This is a genomic window from Pseudomonas sp. Pso3, from assembly GCF_055393275.1.
On the sequence record NZ_AP043687.1, the window covers coordinates 916232 to 933389 of the forward strand.

The following is a 17158-nucleotide window of genomic DNA, read 5'->3' on the forward strand; positions in this document are numbered from 1 at the left end:
GCCGCGCACCGAATCAAAAGACCAACGATGACTTGAGGAGCACCACCGCATGAATGTTTTTGGCAAGACTCTTCTAGCGCTGAGCCTGGCCGGCCTCTTTGCCGGTAACGCCTCGGCGGACCCCAAGGTCCTGCACGTCTACAACTGGAACGACTACATTGCCGAAGACACCATCGCCAACTTCGAGAAGGAGTCTGGGATCAAGGTGGTCTATGACGTTTACGACAGCAACGAGACCCTCGAGGCCAAGCTGCTGGCCGGCCGTTCCGGCTACGACGTGGTGGTGCCGTCCAACTCCTTCCTGGCCAAGCAGATCAAGGCCGGCGTCTACCAGCCGCTGGACAAGTCCAAGTTGCCCAACTACAGCAACCTGGACCCGCAGCTGATGAAGACCCTGGAAGTCAGCGATCCGGGCAACCAGTACGCCATCCCCTACCTGTGGGGCACCATCGGCATCGGCTACAACCCGGCCAAGGTCAAGGCTGCCCTGGGCGACAATGCCCCGGTGGATTCCTGGGACTTGATCTTCAAGCCCGAGAACCTCTCCAAGCTCAAGGGCTGTGGCGTGGCGGTGCTGGATTCGCCCACCGAGATCATTCCCGCCGGTCTGCACTACCTCGGCTACAAGCCGGATAGCCAGGATCCCAAGGAGATCAAGGCGGCCGAGGACCTGTTCCTCAAGGTGCGTCCCTACATCACCTATTTCCACAGCTCCAAGTACATCTCGGACCTGGCCAACGGCAACGTCTGCGTGGCGGTCGGCTATTCCGGCGACATCGCCCAGGCCAAGGCCCGCGCGGCCGATGCCAAGAACGGCGTGACCGTGGCCTACAACATTCCCAAGGAAGGCGCTGGCACCTTCTTCGACACCATGGCCATTCCCAAGGATGCCGAGAACCCCGAGGGGGCGCTCAAGTTCCTCAACTACATCATGGAGCCCAAGGTGATCGCGGCGGTCAGCGACTACGTGCAGTATCCCAACGGCAACAAGGCGGCGACCCCGCTGGTGGCCGAAGAGATCCGCACCAACCCGGGGATCTATCCGACCCAGGAAACCATGGCCAAGCTGTACGCCTTCCCGGATCTTCCGGCCAAGACCCAGCGTCTGATGACTCGTACCTGGACCACCATCAAGTCCGGCAAGTGAGTTCTGCCGCCGCGTGCGGCTGACAGGACGGCACGCCGGAGTCACTCCGGCGTGCCGTACGTCTGTATGGACCGCTGAAAGGGTGTCGTCGCCGATGCCCACCATGAAAGGAGCCGCCCGTGCTTTCGTTGCGTAAAACCCTGCTGGCCATGACCACCCTGACCGTCATGGGAACCGCCGTCGCCGAGCCGACGGTACGCGTCTACAACTGGAGCGATTACGTCGGCGAGACCACGCTCGAGGATTTCCAGGAGGCCACCGGCATCACCCCGGTCTATGACGTCTTCGATTCCAACGAAACCCTCGAAGGCAAGCTCCTGGCCGGCCACACCGGCTATGACGTGGTGGTGCCCTCGAGCAACTTCCTGGCCAAGCAGATCAAGGCGGGCGCCTTCCAGAAACTGGACAAGAGCCAGCTGCCGAACTGGCAGAATCTCGATCCGGCATTGCTCAAGCAGCTGGAAAAGAGCGATCCGGGTAACCAATACGGCGTTCCCTACCTGTGGGGCACCAATGGCATCGGGTACAATGTCGACAAGGTCAAGGCCGCGCTGGGCACCGACAAGCTCGATTCCTGGGCCATCCTGTTCGAACCCGAGAACCTCAAGAAGCTGAGCAAGTGCGGCGTCTCCTTCATGGATTCGCCCGATGAGGTCTATCCGGCAGTACTGCAATACCTGGGACTCGATCCCAACAGCACCAACCCCGACGACTACAAGAAGGCCGAGGCGCAGCTGCTCAAGGTGCGGCCGTACATCACCTATTTCCATTCCTCCAAGTACATCTCGGATCTGGCCAACGGCAACATCTGCGTGGCCTTCGGCTATTCCGGCGATGTCTTTCAGGCACGTTCGCGTGCCGAGGAAGCGAAGAAGGGCGTCAACATCGGCTACGCGATTCCCAAGGAGGGTGCGAACCTCTGGTTCGACCTCCTGGCCATCCCCAAGGATGCCAAGAACGTGAAGGAGGCCCATGCCTTCATCAACTATCTGCTGCAGCCCGAGGTCATCGCCAAGGTCAGTGACTATGTCGGCTACGCCAACCCCAATCCCAAGGCGGGCGAGCTGATGAATGCCGAGCTGCGGCAGGACGAGACCGTCTATCCGCCACAGGCGGTGATGGACAAGCTGTACGTCATGAAGGAGCTGCCCCCGCAACTCCTGCGCCTGGAAACCCGCAGCTGGACGCGGGTCAAGTCCGGCAAATAACCAACGCTAAGCGGACCGGCCCGGCCGGTCCCCGATTTTCCTGGGGAGATGTACATGGCGACCGCCACCAGTGCCTTCAAGAAAGCCGCCACCGGCGACAAGAAAGCCAAGGAAGTCCTGGTCAAGATCGACCGGGTCACCAAGAAGTTCGACGAAACCGTCGCTGTCGACGACGTCTCCCTGACCATCAACAAGGGCGAGATCTTTGCCCTGCTCGGCGGCTCGGGTTCGGGCAAGTCGACCCTGCTGCGCATGCTGGCCGGTTTCGAACGGCCGAGCGAAGGGCGCATCTTCCTCGATGGCGTGGACATCACCGACATGCCGCCCTACGAGCGGCCGATCAACATGATGTTCCAGTCCTATGCGCTGTTCCCGCACATGAGCGTGGAGCAGAACATCGCCTTCGGGCTCAAGCAGGACAAGCTGCCCAGGGCCGAGATCGAGGCCCGCGTGGCCGAGATGCTCAAGCTGGTGCACATGACCCAGTACGCCAAGCGCAAGCCGCACCAGCTCTCCGGTGGCCAGCGCCAGCGGGTGGCCCTGGCGCGCTCCCTGGCCAAGCGACCCAAGCTGCTGCTGCTCGACGAGCCCATGGGCGCGCTGGACAAGAAGCTGCGCTCGCAGATGCAGCTGGAGCTGGTGGAGATCATCGAGCGCGTGGGCGTGACCTGCGTGATGGTGACCCACGACCAGGAAGAGGCCATGACCATGGCCGAGCGCATCGCCATCATGCACCTGGGCTGGATCGCCCAGGTGGGCAGCCCGATGGACATCTACGAGACCCCGGCGAGCCGGCTGGTCTGCGAGTTCATCGGCAGCGTCAACGTCTTCGACGGCGAGCTGACCGACGACGGTGCCGACCACGCCATCATCCAGAGTCCGCAACTGGAGCGACCGATCTACATCGGTCACGGCATCAGTACCCGGGCTCAGGAAAAGCAGGTCACCTTCGCCCTGCGTCCCGAAAAGCTGCTGATGGGCACCAGCCTGCCGGCGGATCACGAGCATCCCGACTACAACTGGTGCAGCGGCACCGTGCAGGACATCGCCTACCTGGGCGGTCACTCGGTGTACTACGTGCGCCTGGCCTCCGGCCATCTGGTCCAGTGCTTCATCGCCAACGCCGAGCGCCTCGGCAAGCGACCCACCTGGGATGACGCCGTGGTGGTGTACTGGGAAGACGACAGCGGCGTGGTACTGCAAGCATGACCAGACCTCCCTTGCTCAAGCGCCTGCTCGATGGCCGCCGCCTGACCATTGGCGTGCCCTTCGTCTGGCTGTTCCTGTTCTTCCTGCTGCCGTTCCTGATCGTGCTCAAGATCAGCTTCTCGCTGGCGGACGTGGCCATCCCGCCCTACACCGAGCTGTTCAGCTACGCCGATCAGCAACTGGATATCGCGCTCAACTTCGGCAACTACCTGATGTTCGCCGACGATCCGCTGTATCTGGATGCCTATCTCGGTTCGCTGAAGATGGCCGGCATCAGCACCCTGATCTGCCTGCTGATCGGCTATCCCATGGCCTATGCCATCGCCCGGGCCAGTCGCGAGAAGCAGACGGTCCTGCTGCTGCTGATCATGATGCCGACCTGGACCGCCATTCTCATCCGTGTCTATGCCTGGATGGGGCTGCTGTCCACCAACGGCCTGATCAACAGCTTCCTGATGAATCTGGGGATCATCAGCAGTCCGCTGCAGATGCTCAACACCAACTTCGCGGTGTACCTGGGGATCGTCTATTCCTATCTGCCGTTCATGATCCTGCCGCTGTTCGCCAACCTGGTGAAGCATGACCTGACCCTGCTGGAAGCGGCTGGCGACCTGGGCGCCAGCCGCTTCACCAGCTTCTGGAAGATCACCGTGCCGCTGTCCAAGAACGGCATCATCGCCGGCTGCATGCTGGTGTTCATTCCGGCGGTGGGCGAGTTCGTCATTCCCGAGCTGCTGGGTGGCCCGGAGACCCTGATGATCGGCCGCGTGCTCTGGCAGGAATTCTTCAACAACCGTGACTGGCCGGTGGCGTCCGCCCTGGCGGTGGTGATGCTGCTGATCCTCATCGTGCCCATCGTGCTGTTCAACAGAAACCAAGCCAAGGAACTGGAGGGCAAGCTGTGAGCCAGAAAGCCGCTCTGTGCCCATCGTGCTGTTCAACCGGCTCTCCAATCTGGAGCCGAGCCAAGGAACTGGAGGGCAAGCTATGAGAGGCCTCAAGTTCACCAACCTGATGCTGGTGCTCGGACTGCTGTTCATCTACCTGCCGATGGTCATCCTGGTCATCTACTCCTTCAACGAGTCCCGCCTGGTGACCGTCTGGGGTGGCTGGTCGGTGAAGTGGTACGTCGGGCTGCTGGACAACAGCCAGCTGATGAGCGCGGTGTTTCGCTCCCTGGAGATCGCCTTCTACACGGCCATCTCCTCGGTGATCCTCGGAACGCTGGCGGCCTTCGTGCTGACCCGCATCCCGCGCTTCCGCGGCCGCACCGTCTTCGGCGGCATGGTCACGGCGCCGCTGGTGATGCCCGAGGTGATCACCGGTCTGTCATTGCTGCTGCTGTTCGTCTCCATGGCCCAGCTGATCGGCTGGCCGCAGGATCGCGGCGTGACCACCATCTGGATCGCCCACACCAGCTTCTGCTCGTCCTATGTGGCGGTAGTGGTATCGGCGCGGCTGCGCGAGCTGGACCTGTCCATCGAAGAGGCGGCCATGGACCTGGGCGCCCGGCCGTGGAAGGTGTTCCTGCTGATCACCATTCCCATGATCGCGCCGTCGCTGGCGGCGGGCGGCATGATGTCCTTCGCCCTGTCGCTGGACGACCTGGTGCTGGCGAGCTTCGTGTCGGGCCCCGGCTCGACCACCCTGCCGATGGAGGTGTTCTCCGCGGTGCGCCTGGGCGTGAAGCCGGAGATCAACGCCATCGCCAGCTTGATCCTGCTGGCGGTCTCGCTGTTCACCTTCTTCGCCTGGTACTTCACCCGCCGCGCCGAGAAGAAGCGTCTGCAGGGGCTGCAGGAAGCCATGGATGCCACGGCCTCGGAGATCACCCAGCGCGAGCGCGAAACGGCGACCCTCACGGCGCCGCCAGCCAGCAGCTGAGGACGGGAAGAAAAGGGCGGCCTCAGGGCCGCTTTTTTATGTCCGATGAGCAAGCCTGCGACAAGCGCGACCGCTGCAACAGGGCACGATTTGATACCATTTGCCTTTTGCCAGGTAGCGCTCCCGCCATGAAACAGTACCTCGACCTGATGCGCCACGTGCGCGAACACGGCACCTTCAAGAGCGACCGCACCGGCACCGGGACCTACAGCGTCTTCGGCTACCAGATGAGATTCGACCTGGCCGCGGGCTTTCCCCTGGTCACCACCAAGAAGTGCCATCTGAGATCCATCATCCATGAACTGCTGTGGTTCCTGCAGGGCGAGACCAATATCCGCTACCTGAAGGACAATGGCGTGTCCATCTGGGACGAATGGGCCGACGAGAACGGTGAGCTGGGACCGGTCTACGGCTACCAGTGGCGCAGCTGGCCGGCACCCGATGGTCGCCATATCGACCAGATCGCCGGGGTGGTGGACATGATCCGCGCCAAGCCCGACTCGCGCCGCCTGATCGTCTCGGCCTGGAATCCGGCCCTGGTGGACGAGATGGCGCTACCGCCGTGCCATGCACTGTTCCAGTTCTATGTCGCCGATGGCCGCCTGAGCTGCCAGCTGTATCAGCGCTCCGCCGACATCTTCCTCGGCGTGCCCTTCAACATCGCCAGCTATGCGCTGCTGACCCTGATGGTGGCCCAGGTCACCGGGCTGCAGCCGGGCGAATTCATCTGGACCGGCGGTGATTGCCATCTCTATGCCAATCACCTGGAGCAGACCGATCTGCAGCTGACCCGCGAGCCACTGCCGCTGCCGACCATGAGGCTCAATCCGGCGGTCACCGACCTGTTCGCCTTCCGCTTCGAGGATTTCGAGCTGGAAGGCTACCAGGCCCACCCGCACATCAAGGCGCCCGTCGCGGTCTGAAGCGCTGGCCGCAGCGCTCAGGCGCCGTGGCCAGACGCCAGCACCTCGTCCACCAGCTGCTCCGGCGACTTGCGCACGTCCAGCACCTGGGCTTCCAGGTGATCGGGCGCCTCCAGGGTATCGAGCTGGCTCTGCAGGAGCTTGGGATCGAAGAAGTGTCCGCGGCGACTGCCGATGCGCTCGGCCAGGAGCTCCGGCGAGCCCTTGAGAAACAGCAGGCGGACCCCTTCGAGGCCGCTCAGCAGGCGGTCGCGATAGATCTTTTTCAGCGCCGAGCAGGCGAACACCCGGGTGGTGCCCTCGGCCTGCGCCTGCTGCATGGCATCGTGGATGGCGTCCAGCCAGGGCCAGCGATCCTCGTCGGTGAGGGCGATACCCTTGGCCATCTTGTCCTTGTTGGCCTGGCTGTGAAAGGTGTCGGCATCGTCGAAACGACAGCCAAGCCGGCTGGCCAGGAGTTCGCCCAGGGTGGTCTTGCCACTGCCCGAGACGCCCATTATCAGATAGATCATCGTCGGTACTCCGCGTGAGGATTCGCCTCGCTATAGAGTGCCTAGAGCGGCGTTTGCTCCGGGGTCAGGCGGCTGCTCCAGGTGGCGCCGATGGACGCGACGATGATGCAGGCGAGGGCGAACCACTGGGCGATGCCCAGGATTTCGCCGAGGAACACCCAGCCGGAGAGGGCGCCCAGCGCGGGCTCCAGACTCATCAGGGTGCCGAAGGTGGACGCCGGCAGGCGGGTCAGCACCACCATCTCCAGGGCGTAGGGAATGGCCGTGGACATCAGCGCCAGGGCCAGTGCCAGCGGCCAGATTTCCGGTTGCAAGAGATTGCTGCCGCTGTGGGCGATGCCGATGGGCAGGATCACCAGGGCGCCGATGGTCGCGCCAAAGGCTACGGTGCCGGTGCCGTGCACCGCCCCCGCGCGCTTGCCCAGCACGATGTACAGCGCCCAGCAGGCACCGGCGCCCAGGGCCAGGGCGGTGCCCAGTGGATCCAGCGCCGAGGCGTTGTGGCCGAACGGCAGGAGTACCGCCAGGCCGGCCACCACCAGCACGATCCACAGCAGGTCCAGCCAGCGGCGCAGGGCGCATAGTGCCACCACCAGGGGGCCGACGAATTCCAGGCCGACGGCGATGCCGATCGGGAGCCGCTGCATGGCCAGGTAGATGGTCAGGTTCATCACGCCCATGGCGATGCCATAGCCCAGCAGACTGCCCAGCGCCTCGCGGCGAAAGTTGCGCCAGGGGCGCAGCACGAGCAGCAGGACCAGCGCGGCGAAGATCAATCGCAGGGTGGTGACGCCCACCGGGTCGAGACGCAGGAACAGGGTCTTGGCCAGGCTGGCGCTGGTCTGGATCGAGGTCATGGCGACCAGCAGCAGGGCAACGGCGAACAGCGGCGAACGGGCAGACATCGGCAGGGCTCGACAAGCGGGCCCGCCAGCATAGGTCATCCTATCCGCGCCGCAAGGTTGGCTACGACCTCAACGTGTTTTGGAACGCAGGTGCAGTTGTTCGGCGCCTTCGCGATTTTCCCGGACCTGGTCCAGGAACCGCTGCTGCTCCTCGCGCTGGGCCACCTGCACGCATTGCGCATAGCCCGCGTCCCAGCCCTGCTGATAGGGCTTTTCCGCGGCGAAGCGACGGACGTCCTTGTGCTCGTAACCTATGCCGTTGACCGCCTGCTTGCCGGTCTGGCAGCCGTCGCTGAAGCCGTCGGCATAGGCCGGCGGATAGCCCTTGGCGATCAACTGGTCGTGATAGCTGGTGCAGGCCGCAAGCGCGGACAGCAGGAACAACAGCGGAATGAAACGACGAGAGCCAGCCATGGGGCCTCCTCACGGGATCCTACGCCTGATCCCCATGTAGAGAGCTTAGTAGGCGTCTGGTGAGAATTTCGTCAAAAAACGCGGGCGCCGGAAAATACCGACAGACGTTGCGCTAACCCCGCGCACCGCTGCGCTTAAATGCGCAGGGGTGCGCCGCTTGCCTTGCTTCGGCTGTCATCCCGGTCGCAGAATGCGGACACTGCTTGCATGCCTGACAAGGACTTACGATGCACGATCCCGTCGCGGCCGGTCTCCGGCTCGCTCCCGATGAGCTGACCCGCCCCTTCGCTCCCGAACAATTCTCCTTTGCCGATACCGATCAGCTCGAACCCTTCCGCGGCATCCTCGGTCAGGAACGCGCGGTGGAAGCCCTGCAGTTCGGGGTGGCCATGCCGCGGCCCGGCTACAACGTCTTTGTCATGGGCGAGCCGGGCACCGGTCGTTTCTCCTTCGTCCAGCGCTATCTCAAGGCCGAGGCCAAGCGCCAACCGACGCCCAACGACTGGGTCTACCTGAATCATTTCGAAGAACCCCGCGCCCCGGGCGCCCTGGAGTTGCCGCCTGGTGAAGGCGAGGCCTTCGTGGCCGACATGGCGCATTTCATCGACAACCTGCTGGCGACCTTTCCGGCGGTGTTCGAGCACCCGGCCTTCCAGCAGAAGAAGAGCGCCATCGAGCGCGCCTTCAACCAGCGCTACGACCAGGCGCTGGACGTGGTGGAAAAGCTCGCCTTGGAAAAGGAGATCGCCCTCTATCGCGATGCCAACAATGTCGCCTTCACCCCGATGAAGGAGGGCAAGGCGCTGGACGAGGCCGACTTCGCCCAGCTGCCCGAGGCCGAGCGCGAGCGTTTCCACGCCGACATCTCCAGCCTGGAAGAGCGCCTCAACGAAGAGCTGGCCAGCCTGCCGCAGTGGCGGCGCGAATCGAGCAACCAGCTACGTGCCCTGAATGAAGACACCATCATCCAGGCCCTGCAGCCGCTGCTGGCGCCGCTGTCGGAGAAGTACAACGACAATCCCGGGGTCTGCGCCTACCTGCAGGCCATGCAGGTGGATCTGCTCAAGACGGTGGTCGAGCAGCTGGCCGACGACGCCAAGCCCGACATGCAGCGGCGCAAGGAATTGCGCGAGCAGTACGAACCCAATCTGATCATCGGTCACCACGTCACCGGCGGTGCACCGGTGGTGTTCGAGTCCCACCCGACCTACGACAACCTCTTCGGGCGCATCGAGTACCAGTCCGATCAGGGCGCGCTCTACACCAACTATCGCCAGCTGCGCCCGGGGGCGCTGCACCGCGCCAATGGCGGCTTCCTCATCGTCGAGGCGGACAAGCTGCTGACCGAGCCCTTCGTCTGGGACGCGCTCAAGCGCGCCCTGCATTCGCGTCAGCTGAAGATGGAATCGCCACTGGCCGAGCTGGGGCGGCTCACCGCCATGAGCCTGGCGCCGCAGCAGATCCCGCTGCAGCTCAAGGTCATCATCATCGGCTCGCGCAACATCTACTACACCCTGCAGGAGCTGGATTCGGACTTCCAGGAGATGTTCCGGGTGCTGGTGGACTTCGACGAAGAACTGCCGCTGCGCGACGAGAGCCTGGAGCAGTTCGCCCAGCTGCTCAAGACGCGTACCTCGGAGGAGGGCATGGCGCCCCTGACCTCGGCGGCCGTAGCCCGCCTGGCCACCTACAGCGCCCGCCTGGCCGAACACCAGGGGCGGCTGTCGGCGCGTATCGGCGATCTGTTCCAGCTGGTCAGCGAAGCCGACTTCATCCGCCACCTGGCGGGCGACGAGCGGACCGACAAGGGCCATGTGGAGCGTGCGCTCAAGGCCAAGGAGACCCGCACCGGTCGAGTCTGCGCCCGGGTGCTGGACGACATGCTCACCGGCCTCATCCTCATCGACACCCAGGGCGCGGCGGTGGGCAAGTGCAACGGCCTCACCGTACTGGAGGTCGCCGATTCTGCCTTTGGCATGCCGGCGCGCATCTCCGCCACCGTCTACCCGGGCGCCAGCGGCATCCTCGACATCGAGCGCGAAGTCAGCCTGGGTCAGCCGATCCACTCCAAGGGGGTGATGATCCTGACCGGCTACCTGGGCAGTCGCTATGCCCAGGAATTCCCACTGTCGATCTCGGCCAGCATCGCCCTGGAGCAGTCCTATGGCTATGTCGATGGCGACAGCGCCTCCCTCGGCGAGGCCTGCACCCTGATCTCGGCGCTGTCGCGCACCCCGCTCAAGCAGTGCTTCGCCATCACCGGCTCCATCAACCAGTTCGGCGAGGTGCAGCCGGTCGGGGGCGTGAACGAGAAGATCGAAGGCTTCTTCCGCCTCTGCCAGGCCCGCGGCCTGACCGGCGAGCAGGGGGTGATCATTCCGCGCGCCAACGTCACCAACCTGATGCTCGACGAGACCGTGCTGGAAGCGGTCCGCGCGGGGCTGTTCCATGTCTATGCCGTACGTCAGGCGGACGAGGCCCTGTCGCTGCTGGTGGGCGAGCCCGCCGGGGCGCCGGATGCCAAGGGTCGCTTCCCCGACGGCAGCGTCAATGCGCGCGTGGTACAGCGTCTCAAGGAAATCGCCGAGCTCGAGCTGGAAGATGAACTGGCCGACAAACTCAGTGATAACTCCAAGGCAAAAGGGAAAAACAACCAAGCGGCGGAGAACTGAGGTCCAGGGGGCAGGTCGGATTTTGTACAAGGTGCCGCAGCCCAAGTAGCACGGCGCCCAGACCCGCTTGCCCCCTGTTGACCAACAGGGTTGTCCACAGCCTTTGTGGATACCTCTGGCCTAGGACCGGCGAGCATTGAGCGCTTCGAGAGGATGACGCCATGTCCCGCACCATTACCCTGATCCGTCCCTGCCTGGGCCTCGTCACCCGTATCGAATGCGAAATCAAGCCGCTCGGTCAGGAGCAGGGCCTCTGGACCCTGTTGTGCGCCGCCGGCCTGAACGGTCAGCAGCCCACCGCCATCAAGGCCCAGGGACCTTTCCATGGTCCCAAGGCGGCCGAAGGCGTCATGACCGCCATCGCCGAGAACCTGGTCGAGCAGGGCTATATCCAGGTCGAAGAGACCCAGATCTGGCGCCTGCACATGCAGAGCGAACTGCGCAAGATGAATGGCGAGCGTGCCCATCAGCAGGTGCGTTTCCAAGTCGGCCCCGACGCCTGAGTCAGGTACAACCTGCCGCATTGGTCCGCCTGCACCGCCCCGGTATACTCGCCCGGCCCTGGTAATCCGAGCGAGTCTGCATGGAACGTCTGATCGAAAAAGCCCTTTACGCCTCCCGCTGGCTGCTGGCACCCATCTATCTGGGTCTGGCCCTGGCCCTGGTCCTGCTGGCGCTCAAGTTCTTTCAGGAAGTCTTCCACGTCCTGCCGCACATCTTCGAATCCACCGAGGCCGAGCTGATCCTCCTGGTGCTGTCGCTGATCGACATGGCGCTGGTGGGTGGCCTGCTGGTGATGGTGATGATTTCCGGCTACGAGAATTTCGTCTCCCAGCTGGACATCGACGAGGGCTCGGAAAAGCTCAGCTGGCTGGGCAAGATGGATTCGGGCTCGCTGAAGAACAAGGTGGCCGCGTCCATCGTCGCCATTTCTTCGATTCACCTCTTGCGCATCTTCATGGATGCCCAGAACACCAATCCCGAGTACCTCAAGTGGTACGTGATCATCCATCTGGTGTTCGTGGTCTCGGCCTTTGCCATGGGCTATCTGGATCGCCTGACCAAGCACTGATGGGCCGGGCGGCCACTCGTCTGCCGCCGGCAGCTTTCGCTTACGCTTTGTGGATTGCACCGCTGCGCTTGCTTGTCCTAGGTTGTCGAAGGCTCACAGCTGCCTATCGACGCCATCCCCGGCGTCGATCTCGACCCGGAGGTTTCCATGCAATTGCCGGAATTGACCCAGCGCGCCCAGGCCGGTGAGGTTCGTGAACTCAATCTGCTTTCCATCGAGGGTGGTTTCTATGTGCTCGAGGTGCTCACCCAGAACGGTCGCACGCGCCTGACCGGACGGGACGGACACTTCTACCGCCTGGGCTCGGCCGCCCAGGCCCGCCGCCTGCTGGCCGATCTGCCGGCACTGCCGTGCTTTCTCATCCAGCACAGTGCCTACGACGAGATGGTCGGCATGGCGCCACGCTCGGCCGAACCCCTGAAGATCCCGCTGAACTACCGGAACGCCTCTTGAGCGAGGGCGCCGTTCGGCGCCTGCTGCCGGTCTTCGGCGATCAGCTTTCGCCTCGCCTGGCCTCCCTGCGCGACGCCGATCCCGCGCAGGACGTGCTGCTGCTCGCCGAAGTGATGAGCGAAGCCAGCTATGTCCCTCATCATCCGCGCAAGATCGCCCTGATCTTCAGCGCCATGCGCCACTTCGCCAGCGAGATGCGCGCGCGCGGCTTCCGGGTTCTCTATCGCACCCTGGACGACCCCGACAACCAGGGCTCGCTGCCGGCCGAGATCACGTTCTGGGCAAAGACGACGGGCGCGCGTGAGATTCGGCTGACCGAGACCGGCGAGTGGCGACTGGAGCAGGCGCTGCGGGCGCTGGACCTGGCGATACCGGTACGCTGGCATGGCGATGACAGATTCCTCTGCAGTCGCGCTGCCTTTGCCCGCTGGGCCGGGTCGCGCACCGAGCTGCGCATGGAGCCCTTCTACCGCGGCATGCGCAGACGACACGGCTGGCTGATGAAGGGGCCAGACGAGCCGTGCGGTGGCGTCTGGAATCTGGACAAGGACAATCGCAAGGCGCTGCCTAAAGACCATCCTGTTCCCGAGCCCTTCAGCTGTCCGCCCGATGCCTGTACCCGGGACGTGCTCGAGCTGGTCGGGCAGCGCTTCGCCCATCACTATGGCCGGCTGGAGGGCTTCGACTATCCGGTGACCCGGGCGGATGCCGAGCGCCTCTGGCAGCACTTCCTGGGCACGGGCTTGCGCGACTTCGGCAGCTATCAGGACGCCATGGCCCGTGGCGAGCCCTATCTGCATCACGCCCGGATCAGTGCGGCGCTCAATATCGGGCTGCTGGACCTGCGTCAGCTCTGCGCCGACGTGGATGCCGCCTATCGCGAGGGCAGGGTGCCGCTCAACAGTGCCGAGGGCTTCCTGCGTCAGCTGATCGGCTGGCGAGAGTACGTGCATGGCGTCTATTGGCTGCGCATGCCCGAATACCGTGAGCTCAATGCGCTGGGCAATACCCGGGCGCTACCGGAGTTCTACTGGACCGGGTCGACCCGCATGGCTTGTATGCGCGAGGCCATCGGCCAGACCCTGGCGCTGGGCTATGCGCACCATATCCAGCGGCTGATGGTCACCGGCAACTTCGCCCTGCTGGCCGGCATCGCGCCCCAGGCCATCGGCGAGTGGTATCTGGCGGTCTACCTGGATGCCTTCGAGTGGGTCGAGCTGCCCAATACCCAGGCCATGGTGATGCATGCCGACGGCGGCTATCTGGCGAGCAAGCCCTATTGCGCCAGCGGCCAGTACATCCGTCGCCAGTCCGACTACTGCAAGGGCTGCCACTATCAGGTAACGGAAGCGCTGGGCGACAGGGCCTGTCCCTTCAATGCCCTCTACTGGCACTTCCTGATCCGCCATCGCGAGCGTTTCGCCCACTATCCGCGCATGCTCAATCTCTATCGCAATCTCGATCGCCAGGCCCCGGAGCGCCAGCAGGCCCTCTGGCAGCGTGGCGAAGCCCTGCTGGCGCGTCTCGACGCAGGAGAATCCCTATGAAGAAGGGCGATCTGCCCACCAAGGTCTGTCCGGTCTGCCAGCGGCCCTTCGCCTGGCGCAAGAAGTGGGAGCGCAACTGGGACGAGGTGCGCTACTGCTCCGAGCGCTGTCGCCGGCAGCGCGGCAGCCTCGGCGGCGAGTCGAGTCCCTGATGTGCTAGGCTCGGCTCCTTTTTTCACGATGGAAAGGCTGCTATGAACGACATCCTGCTCGACACCGACGAAGCCCGCGTCAGCTACGGCATCGGCCGCCAGCTGGGCGATCAGCTGCGCCAGAATCCGGTCCCCGGCATGCAGCTGGCGGCCGTGCTCGCCGGCCTGACCGAGGCCTTCGACGGCCAGGATTCCCGGGTGGACGTCGAGTCGCTGAACGCCAGCTTCCGCGTCATCCGCGAGCGCATGCAGGCGGAGGCCCAGGCCAAGGCCGCTGCGGCGGCCCAGGAAGGCGTCGACTACCTCAAGGCCAATGCCGAGCGCCCTGGCGTCGTGGTGCTGCCGTCCGGTCTGCAATACGAGGTGCTCACCCAGGGGGAGGGCGCCACGCCGACCCGTGAAGACCAGGTGCGCACCCACTACCACGGCACCCTCATCGACGGCAGCGTGTTCGACAGCTCCTACCAGCGCGGCCAGCCGGCCGAGTTTCCGGTGGGCGGCGTGATCGCCGGCTGGACCGAAGCCCTGCAACTGATGCCTGCCGGCAGCAAGTGGCGCTTGCACGTGCCCAGCGAACTGGCCTATGGCGCCCAGGGCGTCGGTGGCATCCCGCCGCACAGCGTGCTGGTGTTCGACGTCGAGCTCCTCGACGTCCTCTAACGCTAGCAGTCCAGGCGCAGCGCCTCGTTGTCCGGGCGCAGCGCCAGGGCGTAGCTGAACAGGAAGACCTGGCGGATCTGCTCCTTCACCACCCGCGGCTCGCTGGAGGTGAGGCTGTGCAGATCCAGCTCGCCCAGGTCCTTGAGCTCTTCCAGGGCCGTCTCGTCCAGCTCCGCGCAGACCTTGCCGGTTTCCCGGTTGAGGATGCGCAGATAGGGGTGCGGCCGGTCCAGCCAGGCGTCGATCAGATAAGTCATGGCAAGGGCTCCTGCTGTGCTATTTATGAGAATAATTCTTATTCAATAAATAGCAAGGGATTACCTGACTTTTTTGGTCGGACATGAAAAAGCCCGCGGTCTGGCGACGGCGGGCTTGATCAGGCGGCGCAGGCGTTAGTGGGTACGGGCCACCGAGAAGCGACCCAGGTCGGCCAGGGCGTCGCGATATTCGCTGGCGGGCAGGGCGTCCAGGCAGGCGATCGCCCGCTCGGCGAATTCCTGGGCCTTGCGTGCGGTGTAGTCGAGGGCGCCAGCGGCTTCGACGGCGGCGCGCACGCCTTCCAGGTCCTGGCTGCCGCCCTGGCGGATCGCCTGGCGTACCAGGGCGGCCTGTTCGGCAGTGCCTTCGCGCATGGTCACGATCAGCGGCAGAGTCGGCTTGCCCTCGGCCAGATCGTCACCGACGTTCTTGCCCAACGCGACGGCGTCGCCCTGGTAGTCGAGCAGGTCGTCGACCAGCTGGAAGGCCACGCCCAGATGATCGCCATAGCGGCGCAGGGCGTCGGCCTGTTCGGCGCTGGCGCCGGCCAGGATCGCCGCGCTGTGGGTGGAGGCTTCGAAGAGCATGGCGGTCTTGCCGCGGATGACTTCCATGTAGATCTCTTCGGTGGTGCTGGCGTCGCGGATCTTCGACAGCTGCAGCACCTCGCCCTCGGCGATGACGCGGGTGGCCTGGGAGATGATGCGCATCACTTCCATGGAGCCGAGCGCCACCATCATCTCGAAGGAGCGGGCATAGAGGAAATCGCCCACCAGGACGCTGGGGGCGTTGCCCCAGAGGGCGTTGGCGGTGGAGCGGCCACGGCGCATTCCCGAGGCATCGACGACATCGTCGTGCAGCAGGGTAGAGGTGTGCAGGAATTCGATGGTCGCCGCCAGCAGCTGCAGATCGTGATCGGCGCGCCCGAGCGCCTTGCCGGCCAGCAGGACCAGCAGCGGACGCAGGCGCTTGCCACCCGCGGAGACGATGTAGTCGCCAATCTTCTCGACCAGCGGCACGCGCGAGGTCAGCTGCTGGCGGATGATGCCGTCTACGGCGGCGAAATCGTCCGTCACCACGCGATAGAAGGACTGGGATTGCTGCGTCATTGAGAGGTGTCCACTGGAGGTCCGGGCAATATTCAAGCGGCCGGATGGCGCATGACCGCCAGACTATGCCCTAGGGACCGGCACAAGTGCCATGCCCAGGGATTGCCATCGCGCTCCCGCGGCTCGCCGCTCATGCCGATTCGGCTGGGCACCGGCCCGGCATGGCCGCTGAACGAGGTTGCGCGGCATGCTAGGGGTGGGGTGGGGGGCTGTCAAGGCGCGGGCGGGCGGCTCTTGCCTCCCGGCCCCGGCTTGCGTAGAATCGCGGGCCCTGAACATTCCTAGGGTTAACCCCCTGTCTTACGCAATTGCGCGGTGGTCCTTCCGGTCCCGTGCAGCCATGCCGGTCGACGATTCTTCCTATAAAGCACCGGGTGAGCAGGTTTAACGGAGATTTACCATGTCCTACGCAGTTATCGTTACCGGTGGCAAGCAATACAAGGTCGCCGAAGGCGAATACCTGAAGGTCGAGAAGCTCGACATCGCCACCGGTGAAACCGTCACCTTCGACCAGGTTCTGCTGGTTGGCAACGGTGACGACGTCAAGATCGGTCTGCCGGTCGTTGATGGTGCCAAAGTGACCGCCGAAGTGACCGCCCAGGGCCGTCACGACAAGGTCACCATCATCAAATTCCGTCGTCGTAAGCATCACATGAAGCGTCAGGGCCACCGTCAGTGGTTCACCGAAATCAAGATCACTGGCATCCAGGCCTGATCTCGCCTCTAACGGAGAATTGACTCATGGCACACAAAAAAGCGGGTGGTTCTACTCGTAACGGTCGCGATTCCGAAAGCAAACGCCTTGGCGTGAAGCTGTACGGCGGCCAGGTCGTCAAGGCCGGCAACATCATCGTGCGTCAGCGCGGCACCCAGTACCATGCCGGTTACGGCGTGGGCCTCGGCAAGGATCACACCCTGTTCGCGAAAGTGGACGGCGTGATCAAGTTCGACGTGAAGGGCGCCTTCGGCCGTCGTTACGTGAGCATCGTCGCCGCCGCCTAAGGCCCGTGACGAAAGAAAAGCCCTGTCTACC

At 64.1% G+C, this 17158-nt stretch carries 20 protein-coding genes; 15 read left to right on the top strand and 5 right to left on the bottom strand.

Features of this window, described 5'->3' with window-relative positions:
* Positions 1-49 precede the first annotated feature (49 nt).
* The 6 genes from ACZ5R1_RS04290 (at position 50) to ACZ5R1_RS04315 (ending at position 6371) form a co-directional block, all read left to right on the top strand.
* On the top strand, positions 50-1147 hold the full coding sequence (locus tag ACZ5R1_RS04290; RefSeq protein ID WP_044341587.1) for a polyamine ABC transporter substrate-binding protein: 1098 nt from the start codon (positions 50-52) through the stop codon (positions 1145-1147).
* Between the two features lie 149 nt (positions 1148-1296).
* Positions 1297-2355 (top strand): polyamine ABC transporter substrate-binding protein, encoded by a 1059-nt coding sequence (locus ACZ5R1_RS04295; protein ID WP_288448901.1) that lies wholly within the window; start codon positions 1297-1299, stop codon positions 2353-2355.
* 54 nt (positions 2356-2409) lie between these two features.
* Complete coding sequence (potA, locus tag ACZ5R1_RS04300) at positions 2410-3564, top strand: polyamine ABC transporter ATP-binding protein (RefSeq protein WP_027600163.1); 1155 nt, start codon at positions 2410-2412, stop codon at positions 3562-3564.
* Positions 3561-4469, top strand: coding sequence for an ABC transporter permease subunit (locus ACZ5R1_RS04305; protein ID WP_037006730.1), 909 nt, complete (start codon positions 3561-3563; stop codon positions 4467-4469). The genes potA and ACZ5R1_RS04305 overlap by 4 nt, the downstream gene beginning before the upstream one ends.
* An 82-nt stretch (positions 4470-4551) precedes the next feature.
* Positions 4552-5448 carry an ABC transporter permease subunit gene (locus tag ACZ5R1_RS04310; RefSeq protein WP_027600164.1) on the top strand — a complete coding sequence of 299 codons (897 nt, stop codon included), beginning with the start codon at positions 4552-4554 and terminating at the stop codon, positions 5446-5448.
* A gap of 128 nt (positions 5449-5576) precedes the next feature.
* Positions 5577-6371, top strand: a complete 795-nt coding sequence (locus ACZ5R1_RS04315) for a thymidylate synthase (RefSeq protein ID WP_288472070.1) — start codon at positions 5577-5579, stop codon at positions 6369-6371.
* A gap of 17 nt (positions 6372-6388) precedes the next feature.
* Here the strand turns inward: ACZ5R1_RS04315 and ACZ5R1_RS04320 are convergent, their stop codons facing one another.
* From ACZ5R1_RS04320 to ACZ5R1_RS04330, 3 genes are all read right to left on the bottom strand, one after another.
* On the bottom strand, positions 6389-6883 hold the full coding sequence (locus ACZ5R1_RS04320) for a gluconokinase (protein ID WP_108582514.1): 495 nt from the start codon (positions 6881-6883) through the stop codon (positions 6389-6391).
* Between the two features lie 41 nt (positions 6884-6924).
* The gene (locus ACZ5R1_RS04325) at positions 6925-7788 is read right to left on the bottom strand and encodes an EamA family transporter (RefSeq protein ID WP_144956964.1); all 864 of its coding nucleotides are present in this window, start codon (positions 7786-7788) and stop codon (positions 6925-6927) included.
* 69 nt (positions 7789-7857) lie between these two features.
* Complete coding sequence (locus ACZ5R1_RS04330) at positions 7858-8202, bottom strand: hypothetical protein (protein WP_288472071.1); 345 nt, start codon at positions 8200-8202, stop codon at positions 7858-7860.
* Positions 8203-8429: 227 nt separating this feature from the next.
* Between ACZ5R1_RS04330 and ACZ5R1_RS04335 the strand changes: the two genes are divergently transcribed.
* The 7 genes from ACZ5R1_RS04335 to ACZ5R1_RS04365 all read left to right on the top strand — a co-directional run bounded on the left by ACZ5R1_RS04335 (position 8430) and on the right by ACZ5R1_RS04365 (position 14758).
* Positions 8430-10874, top strand: coding sequence for a Lon protease family protein (locus ACZ5R1_RS04335; RefSeq protein ID WP_027600169.1), 2445 nt, complete (start codon positions 8430-8432; stop codon positions 10872-10874).
* 161 nt (positions 10875-11035) lie between these two features.
* Entirely contained in the window at positions 11036-11377 is a 342-nt protein-coding gene (locus ACZ5R1_RS04340; protein WP_007160783.1) for a PA4575 family protein, read from the top strand.
* An 80-nt stretch (positions 11378-11457) separates the two neighbouring features.
* Positions 11458-11946 (top strand): TIGR00645 family protein, encoded by a 489-nt coding sequence (locus tag ACZ5R1_RS04345; RefSeq protein ID WP_288472073.1) that lies wholly within the window; start codon positions 11458-11460, stop codon positions 11944-11946.
* A gap of 147 nt (positions 11947-12093) precedes the next feature.
* On the top strand, positions 12094-12399 hold the full coding sequence (locus tag ACZ5R1_RS04350) for a DUF6482 family protein (protein ID WP_027600170.1): 306 nt from the start codon (positions 12094-12096) through the stop codon (positions 12397-12399).
* Positions 12396-13946, top strand: a complete 1551-nt coding sequence (locus tag ACZ5R1_RS04355) for a cryptochrome/photolyase family protein (RefSeq protein WP_288472075.1) — start codon at positions 12396-12398, stop codon at positions 13944-13946. The genes ACZ5R1_RS04350 and ACZ5R1_RS04355 overlap by 4 nt, the downstream gene beginning before the upstream one ends.
* The gene (locus tag ACZ5R1_RS04360) at positions 13943-14098 is read left to right on the top strand and encodes a DUF2256 domain-containing protein (RefSeq protein WP_074583973.1); all 156 of its coding nucleotides are present in this window, start codon (positions 13943-13945) and stop codon (positions 14096-14098) included. Before ACZ5R1_RS04355 ends, ACZ5R1_RS04360 begins: the two co-directional genes overlap by 4 nt.
* 42 nt (positions 14099-14140) lie before the next feature.
* On the top strand, positions 14141-14758 hold the full coding sequence (locus tag ACZ5R1_RS04365) for an FKBP-type peptidyl-prolyl cis-trans isomerase (RefSeq protein ID WP_017640861.1): 618 nt from the start codon (positions 14141-14143) through the stop codon (positions 14756-14758).
* Positions 14759-14760: 2 nt separating this feature from the next.
* On the opposite strand, the gene ACZ5R1_RS04370 is transcribed toward ACZ5R1_RS04365, so the two are convergent.
* A complete protein-coding gene (locus ACZ5R1_RS04370; protein ID WP_007160789.1) occupies positions 14761-15015 on the bottom strand; it encodes a PA4570 family protein in 255 nt (84 codons plus the stop codon).
* 135 nt (positions 15016-15150) lie between these two features.
* Positions 15151-16125, bottom strand: a complete 975-nt coding sequence (locus tag ACZ5R1_RS04375) for a polyprenyl synthetase family protein (RefSeq protein WP_027600172.1) — start codon at positions 16123-16125, stop codon at positions 15151-15153.
* A 400-nt stretch (positions 16126-16525) separates the two neighbouring features.
* On the opposite strand from ACZ5R1_RS04375, the gene rplU reads away from it, so the two are divergent.
* Entirely contained in the window at positions 16526-16840 is a 315-nt protein-coding gene (rplU, locus tag ACZ5R1_RS04380) for a 50S ribosomal protein L21 (protein ID WP_007160791.1), read from the top strand.
* A 26-nt stretch (positions 16841-16866) separates the two neighbouring features.
* On the top strand, positions 16867-17127 hold the full coding sequence (gene rpmA, locus ACZ5R1_RS04385; protein ID WP_007160792.1) for a 50S ribosomal protein L27: 261 nt from the start codon (positions 16867-16869) through the stop codon (positions 17125-17127).
* The last annotated feature ends 31 nt before the right edge of the window (positions 17128-17158 follow it).